General features: G+C 72.5%; 15 protein-coding genes, 1 tRNA gene and 1 pseudogene. 8 read left to right on the top strand and 9 right to left on the bottom strand.

Features of this window, described 5'->3' with window-relative positions:
• Nucleotides 1–59 precede the first annotated feature (59 nt).
• Entirely contained in the window at nucleotides 60–887 is an 828-nt protein-coding gene (locus tag ACMCNK_RS11795) for a polysaccharide deacetylase family protein (RefSeq protein WP_412736440.1), read from the bottom strand.
• Nucleotides 888–1,047: 160 nt separating this feature from the next.
• Here ACMCNK_RS11795 and ACMCNK_RS11800 point away from each other — a divergent pair, with 160 nt between their 5' ends.
• Nucleotides 1,048–1,254, top strand: a complete 207-nt coding sequence (locus tag ACMCNK_RS11800) for a hypothetical protein (protein WP_412736441.1) — start codon at nucleotides 1,048–1,050, stop codon at nucleotides 1,252–1,254.
• A gap of 37 nt (nucleotides 1,255–1,291) precedes the next feature.
• Here the strand turns inward: ACMCNK_RS11800 and ACMCNK_RS11805 are convergent, their stop codons facing one another.
• Nucleotides 1,292–1,783: a hypothetical protein gene (locus ACMCNK_RS11805; protein WP_412736442.1), complete on the bottom strand. Its 492-nt coding sequence runs from the start codon at nucleotides 1,781–1,783 to the stop codon at nucleotides 1,292–1,294.
• A 146-nt stretch (nucleotides 1,784–1,929) separates the two neighbouring features.
• Between ACMCNK_RS11805 and ACMCNK_RS11810 the strand changes: the two genes are divergently transcribed.
• Entirely contained in the window at nucleotides 1,930–3,717 is a 1,788-nt protein-coding gene (locus ACMCNK_RS11810; protein WP_412736443.1) for a hypothetical protein, read from the top strand.
• A 29-nt stretch (nucleotides 3,718–3,746) separates the two neighbouring features.
• Here ACMCNK_RS11810 and ACMCNK_RS11815 read toward each other — a convergent pair whose 3' ends face one another.
• Nucleotides 3,747–4,505 carry a hypothetical protein gene (locus ACMCNK_RS11815; RefSeq protein WP_412736444.1) on the bottom strand — a complete coding sequence of 253 codons (759 nt, stop codon included), beginning with the start codon at nucleotides 4,503–4,505 and terminating at the stop codon, nucleotides 3,747–3,749.
• A gap of 140 nt (nucleotides 4,506–4,645) precedes the next feature.
• Here ACMCNK_RS11815 and ACMCNK_RS11820 point away from each other — a divergent pair, with 140 nt between their 5' ends.
• Both ACMCNK_RS11820 and ACMCNK_RS11825 read left to right on the top strand, forming a co-directional pair.
• Nucleotides 4,646–6,220 (top strand): diguanylate cyclase domain-containing protein, encoded by a 1,575-nt coding sequence (locus tag ACMCNK_RS11820; RefSeq protein ID WP_412736445.1) that lies wholly within the window; start codon nucleotides 4,646–4,648, stop codon nucleotides 6,218–6,220.
• Nucleotides 6,217–6,393: pseudogene (locus tag ACMCNK_RS11825) on the top strand (hypothetical protein); the annotation flags it as partial. The gene ACMCNK_RS11820 and the pseudogene ACMCNK_RS11825, both read left to right, overlap by 4 nt.
• Before the next feature lie 185 nt (nucleotides 6,394–6,578).
• Here the strand turns inward: ACMCNK_RS11825 and ACMCNK_RS11830 are convergent.
• Both ACMCNK_RS11830 and ACMCNK_RS11835 read right to left on the bottom strand, forming a co-directional pair.
• A tRNA-Val gene (locus ACMCNK_RS11830) sits at nucleotides 6,579–6,653 on the bottom strand.
• Between the two features lie 59 nt (nucleotides 6,654–6,712).
• Nucleotides 6,713–7,144: a TIGR02611 family protein gene (locus ACMCNK_RS11835; RefSeq protein WP_412736446.1), complete on the bottom strand. Its 432-nt coding sequence runs from the start codon at nucleotides 7,142–7,144 to the stop codon at nucleotides 6,713–6,715.
• A gap of 344 nt (nucleotides 7,145–7,488) precedes the next feature.
• Here ACMCNK_RS11835 and ACMCNK_RS11840 point away from each other — a divergent pair, with 344 nt between their 5' ends.
• The gene (locus ACMCNK_RS11840; protein WP_130508327.1) at nucleotides 7,489–7,920 is read left to right on the top strand and encodes an SsgA family sporulation/cell division regulator; all 432 of its coding nucleotides are present in this window, start codon (nucleotides 7,489–7,491) and stop codon (nucleotides 7,918–7,920) included.
• A gap of 398 nt (nucleotides 7,921–8,318) precedes the next feature.
• On the top strand, nucleotides 8,319–8,774 hold the full coding sequence (locus ACMCNK_RS11845) for an RrF2 family transcriptional regulator (protein WP_412736447.1): 456 nt from the start codon (nucleotides 8,319–8,321) through the stop codon (nucleotides 8,772–8,774).
• Between the two features lie 30 nt (nucleotides 8,775–8,804).
• On the opposite strand, the gene ACMCNK_RS11850 is transcribed toward ACMCNK_RS11845, so the two are convergent.
• A complete protein-coding gene (locus ACMCNK_RS11850) occupies nucleotides 8,805–9,791 on the bottom strand; it encodes a hypothetical protein (RefSeq protein ID WP_412736448.1) in 987 nt (328 codons plus the stop codon).
• 96 nt (nucleotides 9,792–9,887) lie between these two features.
• Here ACMCNK_RS11850 and ACMCNK_RS11855 point away from each other — a divergent pair, with 96 nt between their 5' ends.
• Both ACMCNK_RS11855 and ACMCNK_RS11860 read left to right on the top strand, forming a co-directional pair.
• Nucleotides 9,888–11,858 (top strand): hypothetical protein, encoded by a 1,971-nt coding sequence (locus tag ACMCNK_RS11855; protein WP_412736449.1) that lies wholly within the window; start codon nucleotides 9,888–9,890, stop codon nucleotides 11,856–11,858.
• 99 nt (nucleotides 11,859–11,957) lie between these two features.
• Nucleotides 11,958–13,550 (top strand): diguanylate cyclase, encoded by a 1,593-nt coding sequence (locus ACMCNK_RS11860; protein ID WP_412736450.1) that lies wholly within the window; start codon nucleotides 11,958–11,960, stop codon nucleotides 13,548–13,550.
• Between the two features lie 6 nt (nucleotides 13,551–13,556).
• Here the strand turns inward: ACMCNK_RS11860 and ACMCNK_RS11865 are convergent, their stop codons facing one another.
• From ACMCNK_RS11865 to ACMCNK_RS11875, 3 genes are read right to left on the bottom strand one after another with little or no spacing between them, the layout of a single operon-like run.
• Nucleotides 13,557–15,056, bottom strand: coding sequence for a phosphatase PAP2 family protein (locus tag ACMCNK_RS11865; RefSeq protein ID WP_412736451.1), 1,500 nt, complete (start codon nucleotides 15,054–15,056; stop codon nucleotides 13,557–13,559).
• A gap of 39 nt (nucleotides 15,057–15,095) precedes the next feature.
• Nucleotides 15,096–16,112: a YihY/virulence factor BrkB family protein gene (locus ACMCNK_RS11870; RefSeq protein ID WP_412736452.1), complete on the bottom strand. Its 1,017-nt coding sequence runs from the start codon at nucleotides 16,110–16,112 to the stop codon at nucleotides 15,096–15,098.
• Nucleotides 16,109–17,059, bottom strand: coding sequence for a diacylglycerol/lipid kinase family protein (locus ACMCNK_RS11875; RefSeq protein ID WP_412736453.1), 951 nt, complete (start codon nucleotides 17,057–17,059; stop codon nucleotides 16,109–16,111). The genes ACMCNK_RS11870 and ACMCNK_RS11875 overlap by 4 nt, the downstream gene beginning before the upstream one ends.
• Nucleotides 17,060–17,091: the final 32 nt, after the last annotated feature.

Below are 17,091 nucleotides of genomic sequence, written 5' to 3' on the forward strand. Positions count from 1 at the left end.
GCTCCACTGTCCGGGACGCGGCTCCCGTCGCACGGCTTGCCCCTGTCGCGCCGGCGTCGCTATGTCAGATAGTTCTCCAGCAGGGCCGGCGTGAGGCCTGCGTCATGGATGGCCCGCAATGCGGCGGTGACATCCTGGACGAATGCGGGCCGGAAGTGCATCAGGATGATGTCGCCGGCCTGGATCTTGTGCACCGGGGTTTGGTAGTAGACCTTGCCGTTGTTGACCGTTTCCGACCAGTAGAACGCCGCCTGCAGGCCACAGTCGTGGACGGCCCGCAGCGTGTTGTGGTCGTAGTTGCCGAACGGCGGCCGGAAGAATCTCATCGTCGTGCCGAACGTGTGCTGCAGGCTCGTCTTCGCCCCGCAGATCTCGCGGCGCTGGAACTCGTACGACTTGCCGCGCAGGCTGGGGTGGGTCAGCGTGTGATCCTCGATCACCCCTCCGGTCGCCTGCAGATCCTTGAAGAACTGCGGATTTCCGGCCGCGATCGGGGCGATGAGGAACATCGTGAACGGTATGTGCGCCGCCTGCATGAGCTCGCGAGCCTGCGGCAGCTGGGTCTGGCCGTCGTCCATGGTCAGGAACACCACCGGCTGGTCGACCGGCAGTCTCTTGTAGATCGGCGCGACGGGCCCGGCCGGAACCGTGATCGGGTGGGCCTGCGGCGGCGGCCCGAACGCCGGCAGTTTGCCCGCGAACGGGGCTGCCGCGACGTGTCCGGCGCCCTGCGATGGACCGGGCGTGACCGGCGCCTCATGGGCGCCGCGGCCGGCCTTGGGCGGCGCGGCCGGGGGGCCCGGCGAGCTGCATCCCGCGGTCGCCGCCATGGCGATCGCTACGACGAGGGCCGTGAGTCGACGATATCGACGGCTGGCGAAGGACACCGTGCACACGCTAGCGACCGGTCGCAAGTCGTCGCATTTGCGCAGTAACAAGCTAGACGCGGGCTGTCACCACGCTCGCAACGTTGCAGGCCAGACAGGCCGGACGGGATCGGGTACGCTCCATCACCTCGTTCTCGATCTACGGGGTGGTGGTCCCAGGATGAAGCATCTGACGCTCGGCGCCCTGCTGGGCCGAGGGCTCTGTTTTCTGATCGTGGTCACCGTCGTCGTGGTGGTGGGGAGAGTGTTCCTGCGCCGGGTGGCCGTGAGCCGCCGGGAGCAGCCGCCGCATTCCTCGGATCCAAGGATCACGCCGCCGCCCATCCCACCCCCGCCGAACAGCCACCTACCGTGGGGACCGCAATAGCGCTCGGAAGCGCTTCAATCGGACACTGCCGAGCTCGTCAAAGGCAGTGGACCCACACCACGACCTGCGTGGGCCAGACCCCCTTTCCGTGGAGGTCCACGACACCGAGTTCCATCCGGCGACCGTTCGAGGCACCGGTGAGGCAGGCCGGGCGATCACCCGCGTGGTTCTGGCCGGACGCGTCGGTCCAGCTGACGTTCGCCATCACGGGCAGGCTTTCGCCCTCGCCCGGCAGGACATAGTCATGATCGTCAAAGCGGAACGCGATCGCGGTGATGTTCCCGTGCGGGTCTTCCGCAACCCCGCTGATCGTCCCGTGCACGATGTCGGGCACACCTCGCGCACTCATGACAAGGTAGGCCGCCGCTGCGCCGGCCAGGGCGGCCACCAATACGACGGTCAGGAGCAGCGGCGCAGACACGGACACGGTGCGCCGGGTCGCCGGGGTCGTGGCGGAGGCGGGCGAGGCATCGAGCATCGCGACAGCATAGTGACGATCGATGATCGCTGGCGACCGCCGGTACGACAAGCCGGCCAGCGCGACCCGCTCGGGAGACAGGGCCGGCCTGGACGGCCGGAGCTGTCCTCCCATCGACGCATCCCCTTATGATCTCGTGGCCGTCCCGGCCGGCGACCGCGTCATCCGGGACCGTACGAAACGGGGAGATCAGGAAATTGGGAAACCGGGCGGACGTCCAGGACACGCGGTATCGCGCGGCGGCGCAGGACGCTGAGGCGCCCGCGATCTCCGCACCGCGGCACCGGGGCCCGGCCCGCTGGCTGCGGCACGAGTGGCTGCTCGCGGCGGTGGGTTCGCTGGCCCTCGCGGTGGGCATGACGTGGCCGCTGGTGACCGACCTGTCGGGGACATTCGCCTCCGACTACTGGGATCCCAGTCTGCAGGCGTGGCAGGTCGCGTGGAACGGGTGGGCGGTCCAGCACGACCCTGGCAGTCTGTGGCAGACGAACGCCCACTTCGGTGAGACGCTGCCGCTGGCGTGGTCGGACTCGCTGCTGGGCTATCTGCCGGCCGGGTTGATCGGCTCCGGTTTCGGGGCTGCGGTGCTGCGCTACAACATCCTGTTCGTGCTGGTGTTCGCGTTCGCCTCGTTCGGGGCGTACGTGCTGGCCCGCCAGCTCGGCGCGAACCGGCTCGGCGCCCTGACGGCCGGCGCGGGTTTCGCGTACGCGCCGTGGCGCTACGGGCACCTGTCGCACCTCAACATCCTGTCCATCGGTGGTATCGCCCTGGCGCTCGCCATGCTGGCGCGCGGACACGGCTACGCACTGCGGCACGGCTACCGCCCCGAACTGGCCCGGCCCGGCTGGGCACTGGCCGGCTGGCTGGTCGCCGCATGGCAGGTCACCCTCGGCTTCGGCCTCGGCCTGCCATTCGGGTACGTGCTGGGCACGCTCACCGCCGCGGCGCTGGCGTTCTGGCTGTGGCGGCGGCCGCCGTTCGGCCGGAGGCTGTTCTGGTCTGATCTGGCCGGCGTGGTGATCTTCCTGGCCGTGACCGTGCTCATGGCCCTCCCCTACCTTGCGGTCAACCGGGCCTACCCGGACAGCGCGCGGACCCTCGCCGAGGTCACCTCGTACTCCGGGGACTACCGGCAGTTCCTCACGGCGCCGTCGTTCGAGTGGCTGTGGGGCCGCGGCAACGGGGCGCTGCGCGATGCGATGGCGACCCAGGGCGGCAACGAGTCCTGGAATCTGCCCGGTTTCTTCCTGGCCGGGCTGGCCCTGGCGGGCCTGCTGTGGTCGGTCTGGTCCCGGCGCCACCGGGTGCTGATCGTGGTGGCCGTCGCCGGGTTCGCCTGGCTGGGCATGGGCATGCGGGCGCCCGCGAACTACCCGTACCAGGTGCTGCACCATTTCCTGCCCGGCTGGAACGCGATCCGGACCCCGGGGCGGCTCGTCCTCTGGGTCACGCTGCTGCTGGCGTTGCTGGCCGCCGGCATGGTCACCGCGCTGGCCGAGCGGGCGCAGGCGAAGCTGGCCGGCGGATCCGGGCGCGCCCTGCGGCCCGTACTGTGCGTGGCCCTGCTCGTCCCCACGGCTCTGGTGCTGCTCGAAGGCGTACAGAACGCCAACTTCGTCAAGGTGCCGCAGCCGCCGGTGGCGATGCGCGCGCTGCCGCAGCCGCTGCTGGTGCTGCCCGCGAACAAGCTCGACGACGAGCTGGCCATGCTGTGGTCCACCGACGGTTTCCCCACCATTGCGAACGGCTCCAGCGGCATGATCCCGCCGAGCCTCGACGAGCTTCGCGCCAAGGCCGCATCCTTCCCGGACGCCGCCAGCGTGACGTATCTGCGTGCGCGGGGGATCCGTACGGTCGTGGCGCTGCGCCGGGGTCACGGCGACCAGCAGGTCGCCACGGACGCCTTCAGCAAACCCCTGGCCGGCCTCGGCGTCACCCGCGAGGAACGGCCCGGCGTGATGGTGTTCCACCTCGAGCCGTGACAGCGTCCCGTCGTGAGACCGGCAGAGTCTCAGTGGGGGGAGGTGTTGAACTCGCTGCTCAATGCCAGGCCGGCCGAGCAGTCCAGCTCGCCCGGGGCCAGCTGGGTGTGCGACGGCCGCCAGAGCGTCACGTCGCCCCGGGCAGCGACGCGAGCGACGACGCAGTCGTACTGACTGGCGCGTAGCGCCACCCCGACGATGCCGTCCTGAACGGCGAAATCCTGATGGATGGCCGGGTCGAGGTTCAGTCGGGCCACCGCGGCGCGGACGGCGGCCTCGTTCGGGCCGACGGGTTTCAGCGCGCGCTGGAGGCGCTCGTCCACGCCCTGCAGCGACGGGTCCGGGGGAACCGGCAGCGGCGCCCCCGCCGGGCAGTCGATGTCGTCGTCGCGGCTGTCGTTCTCCGGGCCCATCTGCAGGCGAAAGCAGATCGGCACGTCATTCTGCCGGAGCACCACGTCGTCGAAGCCGCGCACCGCACCGTGACCCGTCACCTTCAGTACCAGGGTCACGCCGGTCTGCCAGTGGGTCTGCCCGGTGACCGAGAGGACCTGGACGTCGGGGTGCTGGCCGGCCGAGTGCAGGTAGTCGCCGGCCTTGAAGAGGTGGTCGCGCTCGAACTGGGCAAGCACGTCGTCGACCTTCTTCGCCGCATCGGGCACCGCCGTGTGGTGGATCTGCCAGTCCGGCTGGCGCTGGACGTGCTCCTCGTACCGCCACGCGCCCACGGCCGCGAGGCCCACCGCCACGACCGCGCCGAGCCCGATCAACTTCGTTCTTCCCCGCATGGGCCGGATTATGTCGCAGACAGCTCGGCGGCCGCTGGGTCGCCCCCGCCGCGGCTGATCGTCAGGAAGGATCACACCGAGTCCGCTCAGCTCCCGCGGTCCGGCGTCGATGGACAGGAAGAAGGGCGCCAGGAGGAGACGTGCACGAGCTGCGGAGTCGGATCATGACCCCGGTCCGCGCCGTACTGCTGGCGGGGGTCGCGCTCCAGTTGATTCTGCCGCTGCTCTCCACCCGCCTGGGCCTCGTGATCGCGGACGTGCCGATCACGGTTGGCGTGCTCTGCGCACCGGCCGGCTTCCTCCGGCAGGCCCGCGCCCACATCGGACGGGAACGAGCCGGATGGGCGCTGGGCATCGCCGCGTCCTGCCTGGTCGGAACCTCGTACATCCTGTACACCGGGTACGCCGTGCTCGGCCTCGAGCCAGGCAAGCCCAGTCCTGCCGACCTGCTCTCGGTGATCGGCGGCGTGGTGACCCTGGTCGGCATCGCCCTGATCGCCCCGCGGACGCACAGCGCGAGGGCGGGAATCACCCACGCGATCGACGTCGCCATCGTCACCAGTTCCCTGTTCGCCCTGGCCTGGCAGTTCGTCATCGCGCCCGCCACGGCCACGCTGCCCCCGGGGACCCAGACGACCTTCGTCGTGATCATGCTGCCCGAGATCATCTCGGCCGCGTTGGCCCTTACCCTGATGTCGGGTACCCGCGCCAGTCAGCAAGGGCGCGCGCTGCATCTGCTCGCTGCCGCGATGGCTCTCTTCGCCTTGGCGGCGGTGCTCAGCACCCACAACGCGACCGCGGGAAAGCCCTGGTACGCCACGGGTGACGGCGCGCTGTACCTCATCGCCGGGTTGCTCATCTTCCTGTCCAGCCGCAGCAGCGTAGGCGCGGCGGACGTCTCCGGGCGGCGGGCGCTGGCCGGTTTCTGGCTCGTCCTGCCGTACGTGCCCGTGGCGCTCGCCATCTGCGCCGTCAGCGGAATGTACCTGCGCACCGGCGCGCTCAGCCCGGTGCTGTTCTGGGCGCTGGTCAGCGGTACCGTGCTGGCCCTGGTGCGCCAATTCCTCGGCCTGCTCACGATCAAGCGGCTGCTGCGCAACCTCGACGAGCAGCAGGAGCGGCTGCGCCATGCCGCGCACCACGACCCGCTGACCCTGCTGCCGAACCGGACCGCGTTTCACACGGGCGCCGTCGAGGCGCTCGCCGCGGCGGGCCCGGATGTGCACACCGGGGTGCTGCTGCTCGATCTGGACGGGTTCAAGCCGATCAACGACGGCTTCGGGCACGCCGCGGGCGACGCCGTTCTGGTCGCGGTGGGCCAGCGCCTGCGCGGCGGACTGCGCGGCCACGACACCTCCGCCCGCCTCGGCGGCGACGAGTTCGCCGTCGTGCTGCCCGGCCTGGACGATCCGGCCGAAGCCGAGGCGATCGCCGCCCGGCTGCTCGCCCGCATCGTCGCGCCGGTGCCGATCGCGGGCGCCCAGGTGCAGGTGGGTGTCAGCATCGGGATCACCACCGCGCGTGGGCCCGGCCACGACGTCGACCGGCTGCTGCGGGAGGCCGACCACGCCTTGTACGCCGCCAAGGCCGCGGGCAAGGGCGTCGCACGCCGGTACGGCGAAGCCGAAGCCGCGCCACGCCCGGAACCGGCGTGGCCGGCAGCTGCCCGACAGTCATATGAGCCGGCCCCGCGTGCGGGTTCGCCCCACGGATGACGCAGAGGCGCATCTCGTGCTGGAGTGTCGGCACCACCCCGACCCGCCACCGTCCACTACCGAGAGTCGCCATCGCCCACGTCGCCGGGGTGGCGAGCAACGGGCTGCGGTTTCACGATCTCCGCCACTCGTACGCGACCTGGCTCGTGTCGCGCAACGTGCCCCTCAACGACGTCAGGGAGGTCATGGGTCACGAGCAGGCGTCCACGGCGCTGAACCTCTACATCCACGGATCGGCGGGGCCGCACGAAACGGTGCGGGACGCGCTCGCTGACTTCCGAGGATCCGTCGTCGCCGGAAATGCTGACGGCACCCTTGATCAAGGGTGCCGTCGCTGCTGTGAACTGCTGTTACGTGGTGGTGGGCGATACTGGGATCGAACCAGTGACCTCTCCGGTGTGAACGGAGCGCTCTCCCGCTGAGCTAATCGCCCGCAACGCGATCAGACTGTACCGGACCCCCGCCCATGGGCGCGAACCAGGGGTCGGCGCGTCACGAACCGCCGAGCCAGCCCCACGCCAGGGCGGCCAGGTCGACGCCGAAACTGAGCCGTACGGACTCCCAGACGACCGCCGCGACGAACAGCAGGCCCACGAGGCCGATGAGCAGGCGCAGCGGCAACGACTGGCGGCCGACCCAGTGCGTCCAGGACTGCACGTGCCGCTTCGTGAACTCGAGCGCGTGCCTGGCCCAGGCGAACTCCAGCGCCAGGATCGCCAGGCCGAGGATCACGATCGCCCACCCGGGGCCGGGGAGCGGGATCATCGCGACCCCGATCGCCAACACCAGCCCGCCGGCCGTTCCGATGCCGACCTTGAGTGCCACGCGCCCGCTGGGATTGGCCCGGATGCGGTGCAGAAGACCGGCGGGGCCGTGACCCTCGTCCGTACGCGGGGCCTCGCTCACGCGGTCGGTTCCGGGCATCGTGATCACTTTCGGGCGGGCTCGGCGGCGGGACCCGTCGGCGGCGTGCTGCCGGGTTTGCTGGTCAATTCATCCCCCAGTGTTCCGGTGCCCCGTCACTACCCGGGAGGAATGGACGTTACCGGAGTAAGTCAACTGCTGGACCCACCCGACGCCGGGCGGAGCCGGGTACTTGGGCAGAACAGGACAAGATATCGCTTTACGTCCTGCCCGAAGGGGTTTTCGGAACCGTCTTCCCACTACTGGGTGAGATCAGCGTATGGCGGAGCGTAACGACAGGGATCACCTGAGTATGGGAAAGCGGGGTTCACCGACCCCGCAGCGGTGCCGGGGGGAGTTCGTCCATGAGTACCATTCGTCCAACGACCGTCGAGGTCGAAACATCGCTACGGCTCGTAGCGCCAGATGCCACGGCACTGCCCGTGCGCGCCAGTCTGCGGTACGACCCAGCCGACCCGTACGCCGTGCACGTGTTGTTCCACGCAGAATCAGCCGGTGGGGAAGCCGTGAGCTGGTCCTTTGCGCGCGAACTGCTCGTCACCGGGCTCGACGAGCCCGCCGGGATCGGCGACGTCCGGGTGTGGCCGTGGGCCACGCCGCGCGGCGACTTCGTCGCCCTCGCGCTGTCGTCACCTGACGGCAACGCGTTGTTCGAGGTACCCCGCAGCGTCCTCGTCCGCTTCCTTCGGCGCACCTACGTGGTCGTGCCGCGGGGTCGCGAGTCCGAACACCTGGACGTGGACACGGCGGTCAACCGGCTGCTGGCCGGCCGATAGCGACACGCATTTCCGGGGCGACCCGTGCGGACTCTGCCGGTCCGCACGGGTCGCTTTTTCATACGGGAGGATTTGGCATCGCCCAATCTCCGCCAGGGAACACGAAACCGGACAAATAATACATACGACACTTCCACGTCCCGTTCTTTCCCGCCGCGGACGAGGCGCCCTCAATGCCCATAATGTCGCTTTTAGCCCAATCGTCAGTCGACCCGATTGCGCCGACGCCCCCGGTGCAATTCGAACGACCCGGGAACGCCACGAAGATGGCTCCGCCAACAACCGGCCCATCGTCGCGGTGGCCGTGCCCGGTCGCGAGCGGAGGCCGGCCCACCGTAATTCCCACAGATTCATGGGGTATGTGCAAGCCGCCCGAACCGACCCGGCATGATGGGGGCGTGCAGATCTCCGCTCGTGGCGACTACGCGGTCCGAGCCGCGCTCAGCCTGGCACAGTCCTACCCCAACCTGATGTCCGCGCAGGCCATCGCGCAGGACCAGGACATGCCCCGCAAGTTCCTGGAGGCGGTGCTGGCCGACCTGCGCCGCGCCGGGGTGGTCCGGGCCCAGCGCGGCGCCGAGGGCGGGTACACGCTGTCGCAGGCCCCGCGTGACGTGACCATCGGGCAGGTCCTGCGCGCCGTCGACGGGCCGCTCGCCGGTGTCCGCGGCCTTCGTCCAGAGGAGACCACCTACTCGGGGGCCGCCGAGAACCTGCCCAGCCTCTGGATCGCGGTCCGTTCGGCGGTCCGCGAGGTGGTCGACGAGGTCAGCCTCGCCGAGCTGATCAGCGGACGGATGCCCGCCCACGTGCGAAAGCTGACCACCCGCCCGGACGCCTGGCAGCCACGCTGACCCACCGTCGGGTGTGGTCGCTGCCGCGGGCTACCCGCCGACCGCGGTGATCACCACGTCCCCGCCGAGCCGGCCGTGCTCGGGCCGGCGGGTCACCTCCTCGGCCGCCAGCATCGTGTGCAGCACACGGGTCGCGTCGGCGGCCCGGTACACCGTCTCGGTCAGCGCGAACGTCCGCAGCTCGGTCACGGTCGCCGGACCGGCCTCACTCAGGTGGCGCAGCAGCTCCCGCCGCAGCGGCCCCGGGTGCGGCGTGAGCGAAATGTCGATGAGATGCCGCTCCGGGTCGCCGGGGTCGCGGTAGCGCACCCCCGCGTACTCGTCGACCGCCCACAGCGTCTCCTTGAAAGCCTCCAGGCTCTTGCCCGCAGCCGTCGCGAAGATCAGCAACTCCCCCTCGTCGCCGTTCGGGACCAGCTCCACCGCGGTGACCAGCGGAAACCCCGCACCCCGCAGCGCCTCACGGTAGGCGTCCACCACCGACCCGCCGCCCGGCGCGGCACCGAACACACGGACGGCCGCGTCCGCGTCCAGCCCGGCAAGCGCGCCGGGCGCGAGCAGCACCTCCGCCGGCTTGGCCGTGGCCAGGGCGGCCACGGTGGCCAGCGCCGGAGGGGCCGTCGCGGCGGTCGCATCAAGAAAACCCAGCAGGGGTACGCGGGCCGCCCCGGCCGCCGCGAGCGCGACACCGAGCCGCTCGTCCGTACCACCGTCCACGGTGTGCACGGCCAGCCCGGCCGCGCCGCCGGCCTCCTGCTGGACCGTGGCGAGGCGCCGGGCCGTGGCGGCGGTGTCGTCGCCGACCGCCAGCATGGTCAGCTCCCGGCCGCGTACCAGATCGGACAGCTCGGCGAAGACGCGCAGCGCCGCTACGGCCGACAGGCCGTCGTCGGCATCCGCGTAGCCGTGTACGTACATGGCTCGGCGGGCCCGGTGCAGTGCGGCCGGGGCCCACGCCTCGAGGTGGCGTACGAGCACCTCACGCTTGACCTCAGCGGCACGGTCGTCGGTGGTCATATCCGAGTTCTACCCCGCACAGGTTGCGCATGACGGCTCGGGTCGGCGCGCCACGGGTCTTGTACCGTGGGTCGCCGAGCAGACACTATGAGGCACGTGCCCCCACCGCTGGCCGAACTCACCGCGCACGCGCAGTCCCTGACGTCCGCTGGGGATCTTGTCGGCGCGCGGGCCGTGCTCGCGGACGTGCTCGACCCGACCGACGCCGACCCGCGGCGCGCCACCGCCGACCTCGCGATCGCCGCCGCGCTGCTCGCACGCATCCTCATCGCCCTCGGCGACCCGCACACCGCCCGGGTCTGGGCCGGCTTCGCGCACGCCGCCGAGGAACGCCTGCACGGCCCGCACGACGAGCGGACGATCGCCGCCGCGGCCACCCACGCCGCGGTGCTGCAGCGGACCGGCAACCACGGCCGGGCGGTCCAGCTCTACCACGACCTCGTGGGTGCACTGATCACACTGGACGGGCCCGACTCGTCGCGGGTGCTGGCCGCCCAGGCCGACCTCGCGACCGCCGAGCACTCCGCCGGGCAGTGCACCGCCGCCCGGTCGCGGCTGGCGGACGCGTGGACCCGGCATCGGGCCGAGCACGGCGACACCGCCCCGGCCGGCATCAAGATGCTCGCCCGCCTCTCCGCGATGGAACGCGACTGCGGCCTGGCGGCGGCGGCCCAGGACCATCTCGGCCTGGCCCGCGAGCTGTGCGCCCGCCACCTGCCCGCCGATCACCCGCTGGCCCGGCAGGTCGGCGCGCTCACCCACAGGCCGGGCGGCCACCAGTGCGGCCGGGTCGCCCAGTCCGTCGGCCCCAGCGGCCCCCTGCTGGCCGGGCCACCCGACCCGGCGCGGTTCCCGCAGCGCCCGGGTGGACCGCTCCTGGACGGGCCGGGGGTCGTTCCCGGTGGCCCATCCCCCGGCGTGGCGACCGTGCCCGGCACCGTCCCCGCAGTGACCGCACTGTCGCCGCCGGACGGTCCCGCCGGGCGCCACACCCTCACTGACCTGCCGGCGCCGTCCTGGCCGGGCCGGAGCAGCGACCGCCCGCCCGGCCCCCCGGAGGCCGCCGCGACGACCCCACCCGCATTGTCTGAGCTAACCTCGTTCGATCCGCCACGGTTCCGTCGGCCCACGGTCGCCTCGCCCCCGGCTGACCCGCCCCGCTTCGTGCCGCCCGTGCCTGACCAGCCGCCGACCGCATTCGCCCCGCGACCGCCCACCGTCGCCCCGCCACCCGCCGACCCGCCCCGATTCGTCCCGCTGCCACCTGCCTCCCCGGCGCCCGCTGCCGCGCCGGGAGCGGGCCCCTTCCCGGGCCCCGGCGCCTCACCCGCCGCGGGCCCCTTCCCGGGCCCCGGCGCCTCGCCCACCGCGGGCCCCTTTGCGGACCCCAGCACCCCACCCGCCACAGAAGCCTTCCCGGACCCCGGCGCAGGGCCGGGTGGACGGCCCGCGCCGGCGGGCTGGCGACCGGCCGTGGTGTACCCGCCGCCTCATCCGGAGCCGGTGCGCATCCCGCCACCACCCCACGCCACGGCCGGGGCCACCACGGTCACCGGGCCCGGCACCAGCCTGGTCGCGGACCGGCGGCTGCCCGTACCCATCGCGCGGCCCGGACCGGCCCGCTCCCGGCGGTGGATGGCGCTGGCCGCCGTGCTGGTGGCCGGGATCGCCGTCGCCGGCGTCGTGGTGGCCGCCGCGCTGCCGCGCGCTGCCCGCGACGCCCCCGCAGGCAGCGCCGCCGGCCCGGCCGCGGCGACCCCGGCCGCCACCGCGTCCCCGGCGGCGCCGTCCGCGCCCGGTGGCGCACCGGAGAACGTCCGGCTACGGGACAATCGGGACAGCGTGTCCCTGCAGTGGGGGTATCCGGCCGGCGCCGAGGGCCCGGTGCTGATCTCGGGCGGGCGCACCGGCCAGGAGCAGCGCGCGTTCCAGCAGCTTCCGGCCGGCACCACCAACTACGTCGTGTACGGCCTGAACGAGCGCGAGAACTACTGCTTCACCGTGGCAGTGGTCTACACGGTCGACCACGTCGCCGCCTCGCCACAGGTCTGCACACAGCGCCGCTGAGCCGGACCTGTGCAACTGAACTGCACCCGACCGGGACCTCAACAACCACCGCCTCGCACCGATCGTGAACCTGACCAACCCACGACGGAGGCGCTCACGGTGACCACGGAAGCGGCGGTGCCGGCCAGCCCAGTGCTGGCCGACGACGAGCGTGCCACGCTCGCCGCGCTCGTGGCCGAGTTGGAGAGCCTGCCGGGGTCGCAGTTCCGGGCGCTGCCCGGCCCGGCCGCCGAGGTGGAACGGCGGGCCGAGGCGCTCGGCGCGCAGGAGCTGGTCCAGCGGGCCCGGCTGCTGCGCATCTCGGTGATGTTGCGGGAGGGCCGCTCCGCCGAGGGCGGCCGGGCGGTGCACCAGATCCTCGCCTGGGCACGGGAGAACCGCAGCGAGTACCTGCTCGCCCGGGCGCACCGCGAGCTGGCCATCTTCTACCGGCAGGTCGGCGACGTGTCGGGTGCGCTGACCCACGCCGTGCAGTGCGTCGCGCACCTCGACGAACAGGTGCCCCCGGCCATCCGCGCCCGGCACCTGCAGTCGCTGGCGGTCGCGCTGGACGAGAGCGGATCCAGCGCCGAGGCCGACCGCCGCTTCCGCGAGGCGCTGGACATCTCCACCGCGATCCGCGACGACGAGCTGACGCTGTTCATCCTCAACAACATGGCGTACACCGCGTACGAGAACGAGGACGAACCGGCCGCCCGGGACCTGATCGACCACATGCGTGAGGTGCAGTCCCGGGGCTCGCGGCAGTTCAGCGCGAACGAGCTGGATACGATCGCCCGGGTGGAGATCATGGGCGGCCGGTACGCGGCGGTCGAGTCGACGCTGCACGCCGTGCTCGACACCGAGCAGTCCACGGTGCTGGGCAACGAGGGCGACGCGATCGCCATGTGCCGCCTGACGCTCGCCGAGGCTCGCCGCCGGGCCGGCCGGTACGGCGCGGCGCAGGAGGCGCTGGACGCCGCGCTGCGGATGTGCGACGAGCGGGAACTGGCCGCGGTGCGCGCGCAGGTCCGCGAGGAGCAGGCGGCGCTGTACGCGGCGACCGGCCGCCACGCGGAGGCGTACGAGGAGCACCGCGCGTTCCATGCGGAGGCGACCGCCCTGCACTCCGCCCAGCGGGAGGCGCGGGCCCGGGCGCTGCAGGCGGTGTTCGAGGCGGCCGAGGCGCGCCGGGCCACGGAGCATTTCCGGGAGATGGCGCACCGCGACCCGCTCACCGGCCTGCACAACCGACGGTACGTCAACGAGCGCCTGCCCGAGCTGCTGCGGGAGGCGGCGAGCCGGCGTACCCCGGTGTCGCTGGCGCTGGTGGACCTGGACCATTTCAAGCGGATCAACGACACGCTGTCCCACAACACCGGTGACACCGTGCTGCAGCACGTGGCGAAGCTGCTGCAGGAGGCCGCGGACGGCCCGGCCATGGCCGCCCGGATGGGCGGCGAGGAGTTCCTGCTCGTCTTCCCGGGGGTGGGCGAGACCGAGGCGGCCGAGCGGTGCGAGCGGCTGCGGCTGCGCATCCGGGCGCACGCCTGGGAACCGATCACCGGTACGGTCCCGGTGACCACGAGCATCGGGGTGGTCACCACGCTCGACGGCGTCGGCACCCCCTCGGGCCTGCTGTCCCAGGCGGACCGCCGGCTGTACGCGGCCAAGCGGGGCGGCCGCGACCGGGTGGTGGCGGTCGCGGACTGACGTGGTTCACCCGCGGCGCTGCTCCGCGTCGCGTGCGGCCTGGGTGGCGGTGCGCAGGTCGGCGTTCGGCCGGACCGCCCACATCAGGACGCCGAGCCAGCCCGCCGTGAGCATGATCGCCCCGACCACGTCGGTGGGGTGATGCTCGCCGCGGTACATCCGGGACAGCGCCACCCCCGCCGGCATGATCACGGCCAGGACCACGATGACCCAGCGCCACCACTGCCGGATCCGGGGCACCGCGACCAGGGCGATCGCCGTCCACAGGCACAGCGTCGCGGCGATGTGCCCGGACGGGAACGACGAGGTGGGCATGGGGCCGTCGAGCTGGGCGACCGGCGGCCGGGGGCGGTCCACGGCCGCCGCGGTGCCCAGGAAAAGGGTCAGTTCACCGGCCATGGTGAGCGCGAGGAACAGCACCAGCCGCCACTGCCGCCACAACGCCATCGCGAGCGCGCAGAACACCAGGCTGATCGCGAGGATGGCATGCGTGTCACCGGCCTTGCTCCACAGGTGGCTGAGGTGGTCGAGGCCCGGCGTACGGAAGGACTGCAACCATCGGGGCACGCCGTCGTCGAACGACGCCACCGGAGTACCGGCGGTCAGGTGGGTGACGGCGTACCCGAGCGCGTACGCCAGCCCGAACGTCAGCACCCAGCCGACGACGATCTCCGCGGCCCCGGCCCAGGGATGCGGGAGCACCTGCCGTTCCGCGGGCGCCGGGCGCAACTGCGGGGCGGCTTCCGGTTCCAGACCCTCCTCCAGCGGCTCCACCGCGCGTCCCGTCTCGCGCCGCCACACCCGGAACGCGTACGCGGTGACGCCCAGCCACGCCGCGCCGAGCAGCCAACCCGCCACCACGTCGGACAGGTAGTGCACGCCCAGCGCCGCCCGGCTGACCCCGATCGAGACCACGATCAGCGCGGCCCCGGCGGCCAGGAACGGGCGCCCACCGCGGCGCACCGCGGGCAGGAAGACGAGCAGCAGGGCGCCGTACACCACCATGGAGCCGAGCGCGTGCCCGCTCGGGAAACTGTTGCCCGGCGCGGCGGCGACCGGTACGTCCACGATGGGGCGCACCCGGCCGACGAGTGTCTTGAGTGACGGGTCGAGCAGCAACGCGCCGGTGCTCGCCACCACGAGGTAGATCGCGAGCCGGGGCCGGCGGCGGATGAGCAGCACGAGCACCGCCAGCACGACCAGCCACAGCATGAACGGGCGGCCACCGAAGCCGGACACCTGTGTCAGCGCGGACACCAGGTCGGAGTGTGGGGCGACGAGATGGTTGAGTCCTTCGGCGACCCCGTGGTCGAGGCGTTGCAGCGGTGCCCAGTGGAAGCGTACGAGCAGCAGCACCGTGCCGAACCCCAGCCCTATCGCGACCACCGCGAGCAGGCCCAGCACGCTGCGCTCGGCGAACAGTCCCAGTGGCGCCCACCCCGCCCGCCCGCGGACGCGGTCCTGCCCGTCGGCGGGCCGGGGCTGGCGGGTGTCGTGCTGGGTCACGGTCGGGGCTCGCTTTCCGGTTCGGTGGTGAGCCCGGTTCTACCCGGTCGCGTCGTCGCGTACACCGCCGTCGCGGGGAGCCGGCACCCGCGGCGTCTCGTCGGCCGGCTCCCACTTGTCGTCCTGCGCCGGGCGGCGCACCCCGACCCGGCGCGCCTCCAGCTGGGCCGCGAACGCGAGCCCCAGGAAGAACGTCACACCGGTGAGGTTGGCCCACAGCAGCAGCCCCATGATCGCGGTGAGCGGGCCGTACGTGGCGCCGAAGCCGCCGCTGACCCGGACGTAGCCGGCAAGCAGCAGGCTGGCCACCCACCACAGGACCGTGGTGACGGTCGCGCCGAACAGCAGCCAGGACAGCGCCGGCTGGCTGCGGCGCGGCGTGTGGCGGAACAGCAGGCCGACGGCGAGCACGATGAGCCCGAGACTGACCGGCCAGCGCCCGATCGTCCAGGCCAGCCGCGCGGCGCCGGTCCACCCGAAGTGATCGCTCAACGAGTCGCCCGCGGCGCGTCCGGCCACCAGGAGCAGGAACCCGGTGAGCGCGGGCAGGCCGGCCACCAGCGCCAGGACCGCCGCGCGGGCGTACTTGGCGAGCACGGGCCGGTCGCGTTCCACACCGTAGATGCGGTTGGCGCCGCGTTCCACCTGGGCCATCGCCGTGGTGAGCGCGACCAGGCCGGTGAGCAGGCCGAGCACCAGGGCGAGCTCGCCGGCGTGCGCGATGCGGTCGTCGTCGCCGAGCAGGTCGCGTACGAGCGGCTCGCTGGCGCCCGGGGTGAGCGCCAGAACGGTGTCCGCGACGACCTGCCCGCCCTCCTCGGCGCCGAGATCCGAGGCCAGTCCGGACAGTGCGATGAGGAACGGCACGACGGCCAGGCAGAGCTGCAATGCGAACGCGCGGGCGTGGCTGAAGCCGTCGCCGTACCGGAACCGGATGAACGCGTCGCGCACGAGCGGCCAGCGGCCGTAGCGGCGCAGGGCGAGGAACGCGTCGTCGGCCGACAGCTCGTCGCCCGGCATCGTCCTGGTTTCGGGGACCGGCTCCGCCGAGCTCACCGGCCGCCCTCGCCGTCCCCGCGCACGGCGTCGGCGCCGTATGCGAGGTCGGGGTCGCCGGCGGGCTGCGGGACGCACAGGAGCAGGGCCTTGTGCCGTACCGAGATCGACATGCCCGTTCCGGGGGCGATGAGATCCCCGTCGAGCTGGCGCGGCTGCGGGCGCCCGCTGCGGATCTCGACCCGCCGCGCCGAGTACGTCTCCATCGACGGCACCCGCGGCTGTCCGCGGACCACGCCCCACGCGAGGGCGGCCCAGTGCAGCAGCGTGTCCGGGCTGAGGATGGCCACGTCGAGGCGCCCGTCGGCCGGGTCCGCGGCGCTGAGCAGTTTGACCCCGCCCTGCAGGCGGCCCACGTTGCCCACGATGACCGTACGGGAGCGCCGCCGCATCGGCGGTCCCCCGTCCAGGGAGACCAGCAGGGGCATCGGCCGGTCCCGCAGGTGCTTGACCGCCCCGCCCACGTACGCGAGCCACCCGACCCGCTTCTTGGCCGCCTCGGACGTGCCCTGCAGCATCTGGGCGTCGAACCCCATCCCGGCCATCACCACGAAGCACCGGTCGCCGACGACCCCGACGTCGATGCGGCGCCGGGCGCCCTGCACCGCCACCTCCACGGCGGCGGCCGCGTCGGAGTCCAGCCCCAGGTTGGCGGCGAGCAGGTTGCCCGTACCGGCGGGCAGCACGGCCAGCGCCACGTCGGTGCCCGCGAGCGCGGTCACGCACGCAGTGACCGTGCCGTCGCCGCCGCACACGAACACCACGTCGGCGCCGTTCTCGACCGCCTTGGTGGCCGGGCCGAAGCCCGGGTCGTCGCGGGTGGTCTCGAACCATTCCGGCTCCGGCCAGCCCGCGCGGGCCAGCACGGCACCGACCGTACGGCGCAGCAGGTCCAGGTCCGGGACCTTCACCGGGTTGACGACGACAGCGGATCGGGGGCCCACCATGTCAGTCAGTCTGCAGCAGGACGATCATCCGG

Origin of the sequence: Krasilnikovia sp. MM14-A1259, from assembly GCF_047159535.1 — a bacterium.
In the GTDB taxonomy this organism is placed as follows: domain Bacteria; phylum Actinomycetota; class Actinomycetes; order Mycobacteriales; family Micromonosporaceae; genus Actinoplanes.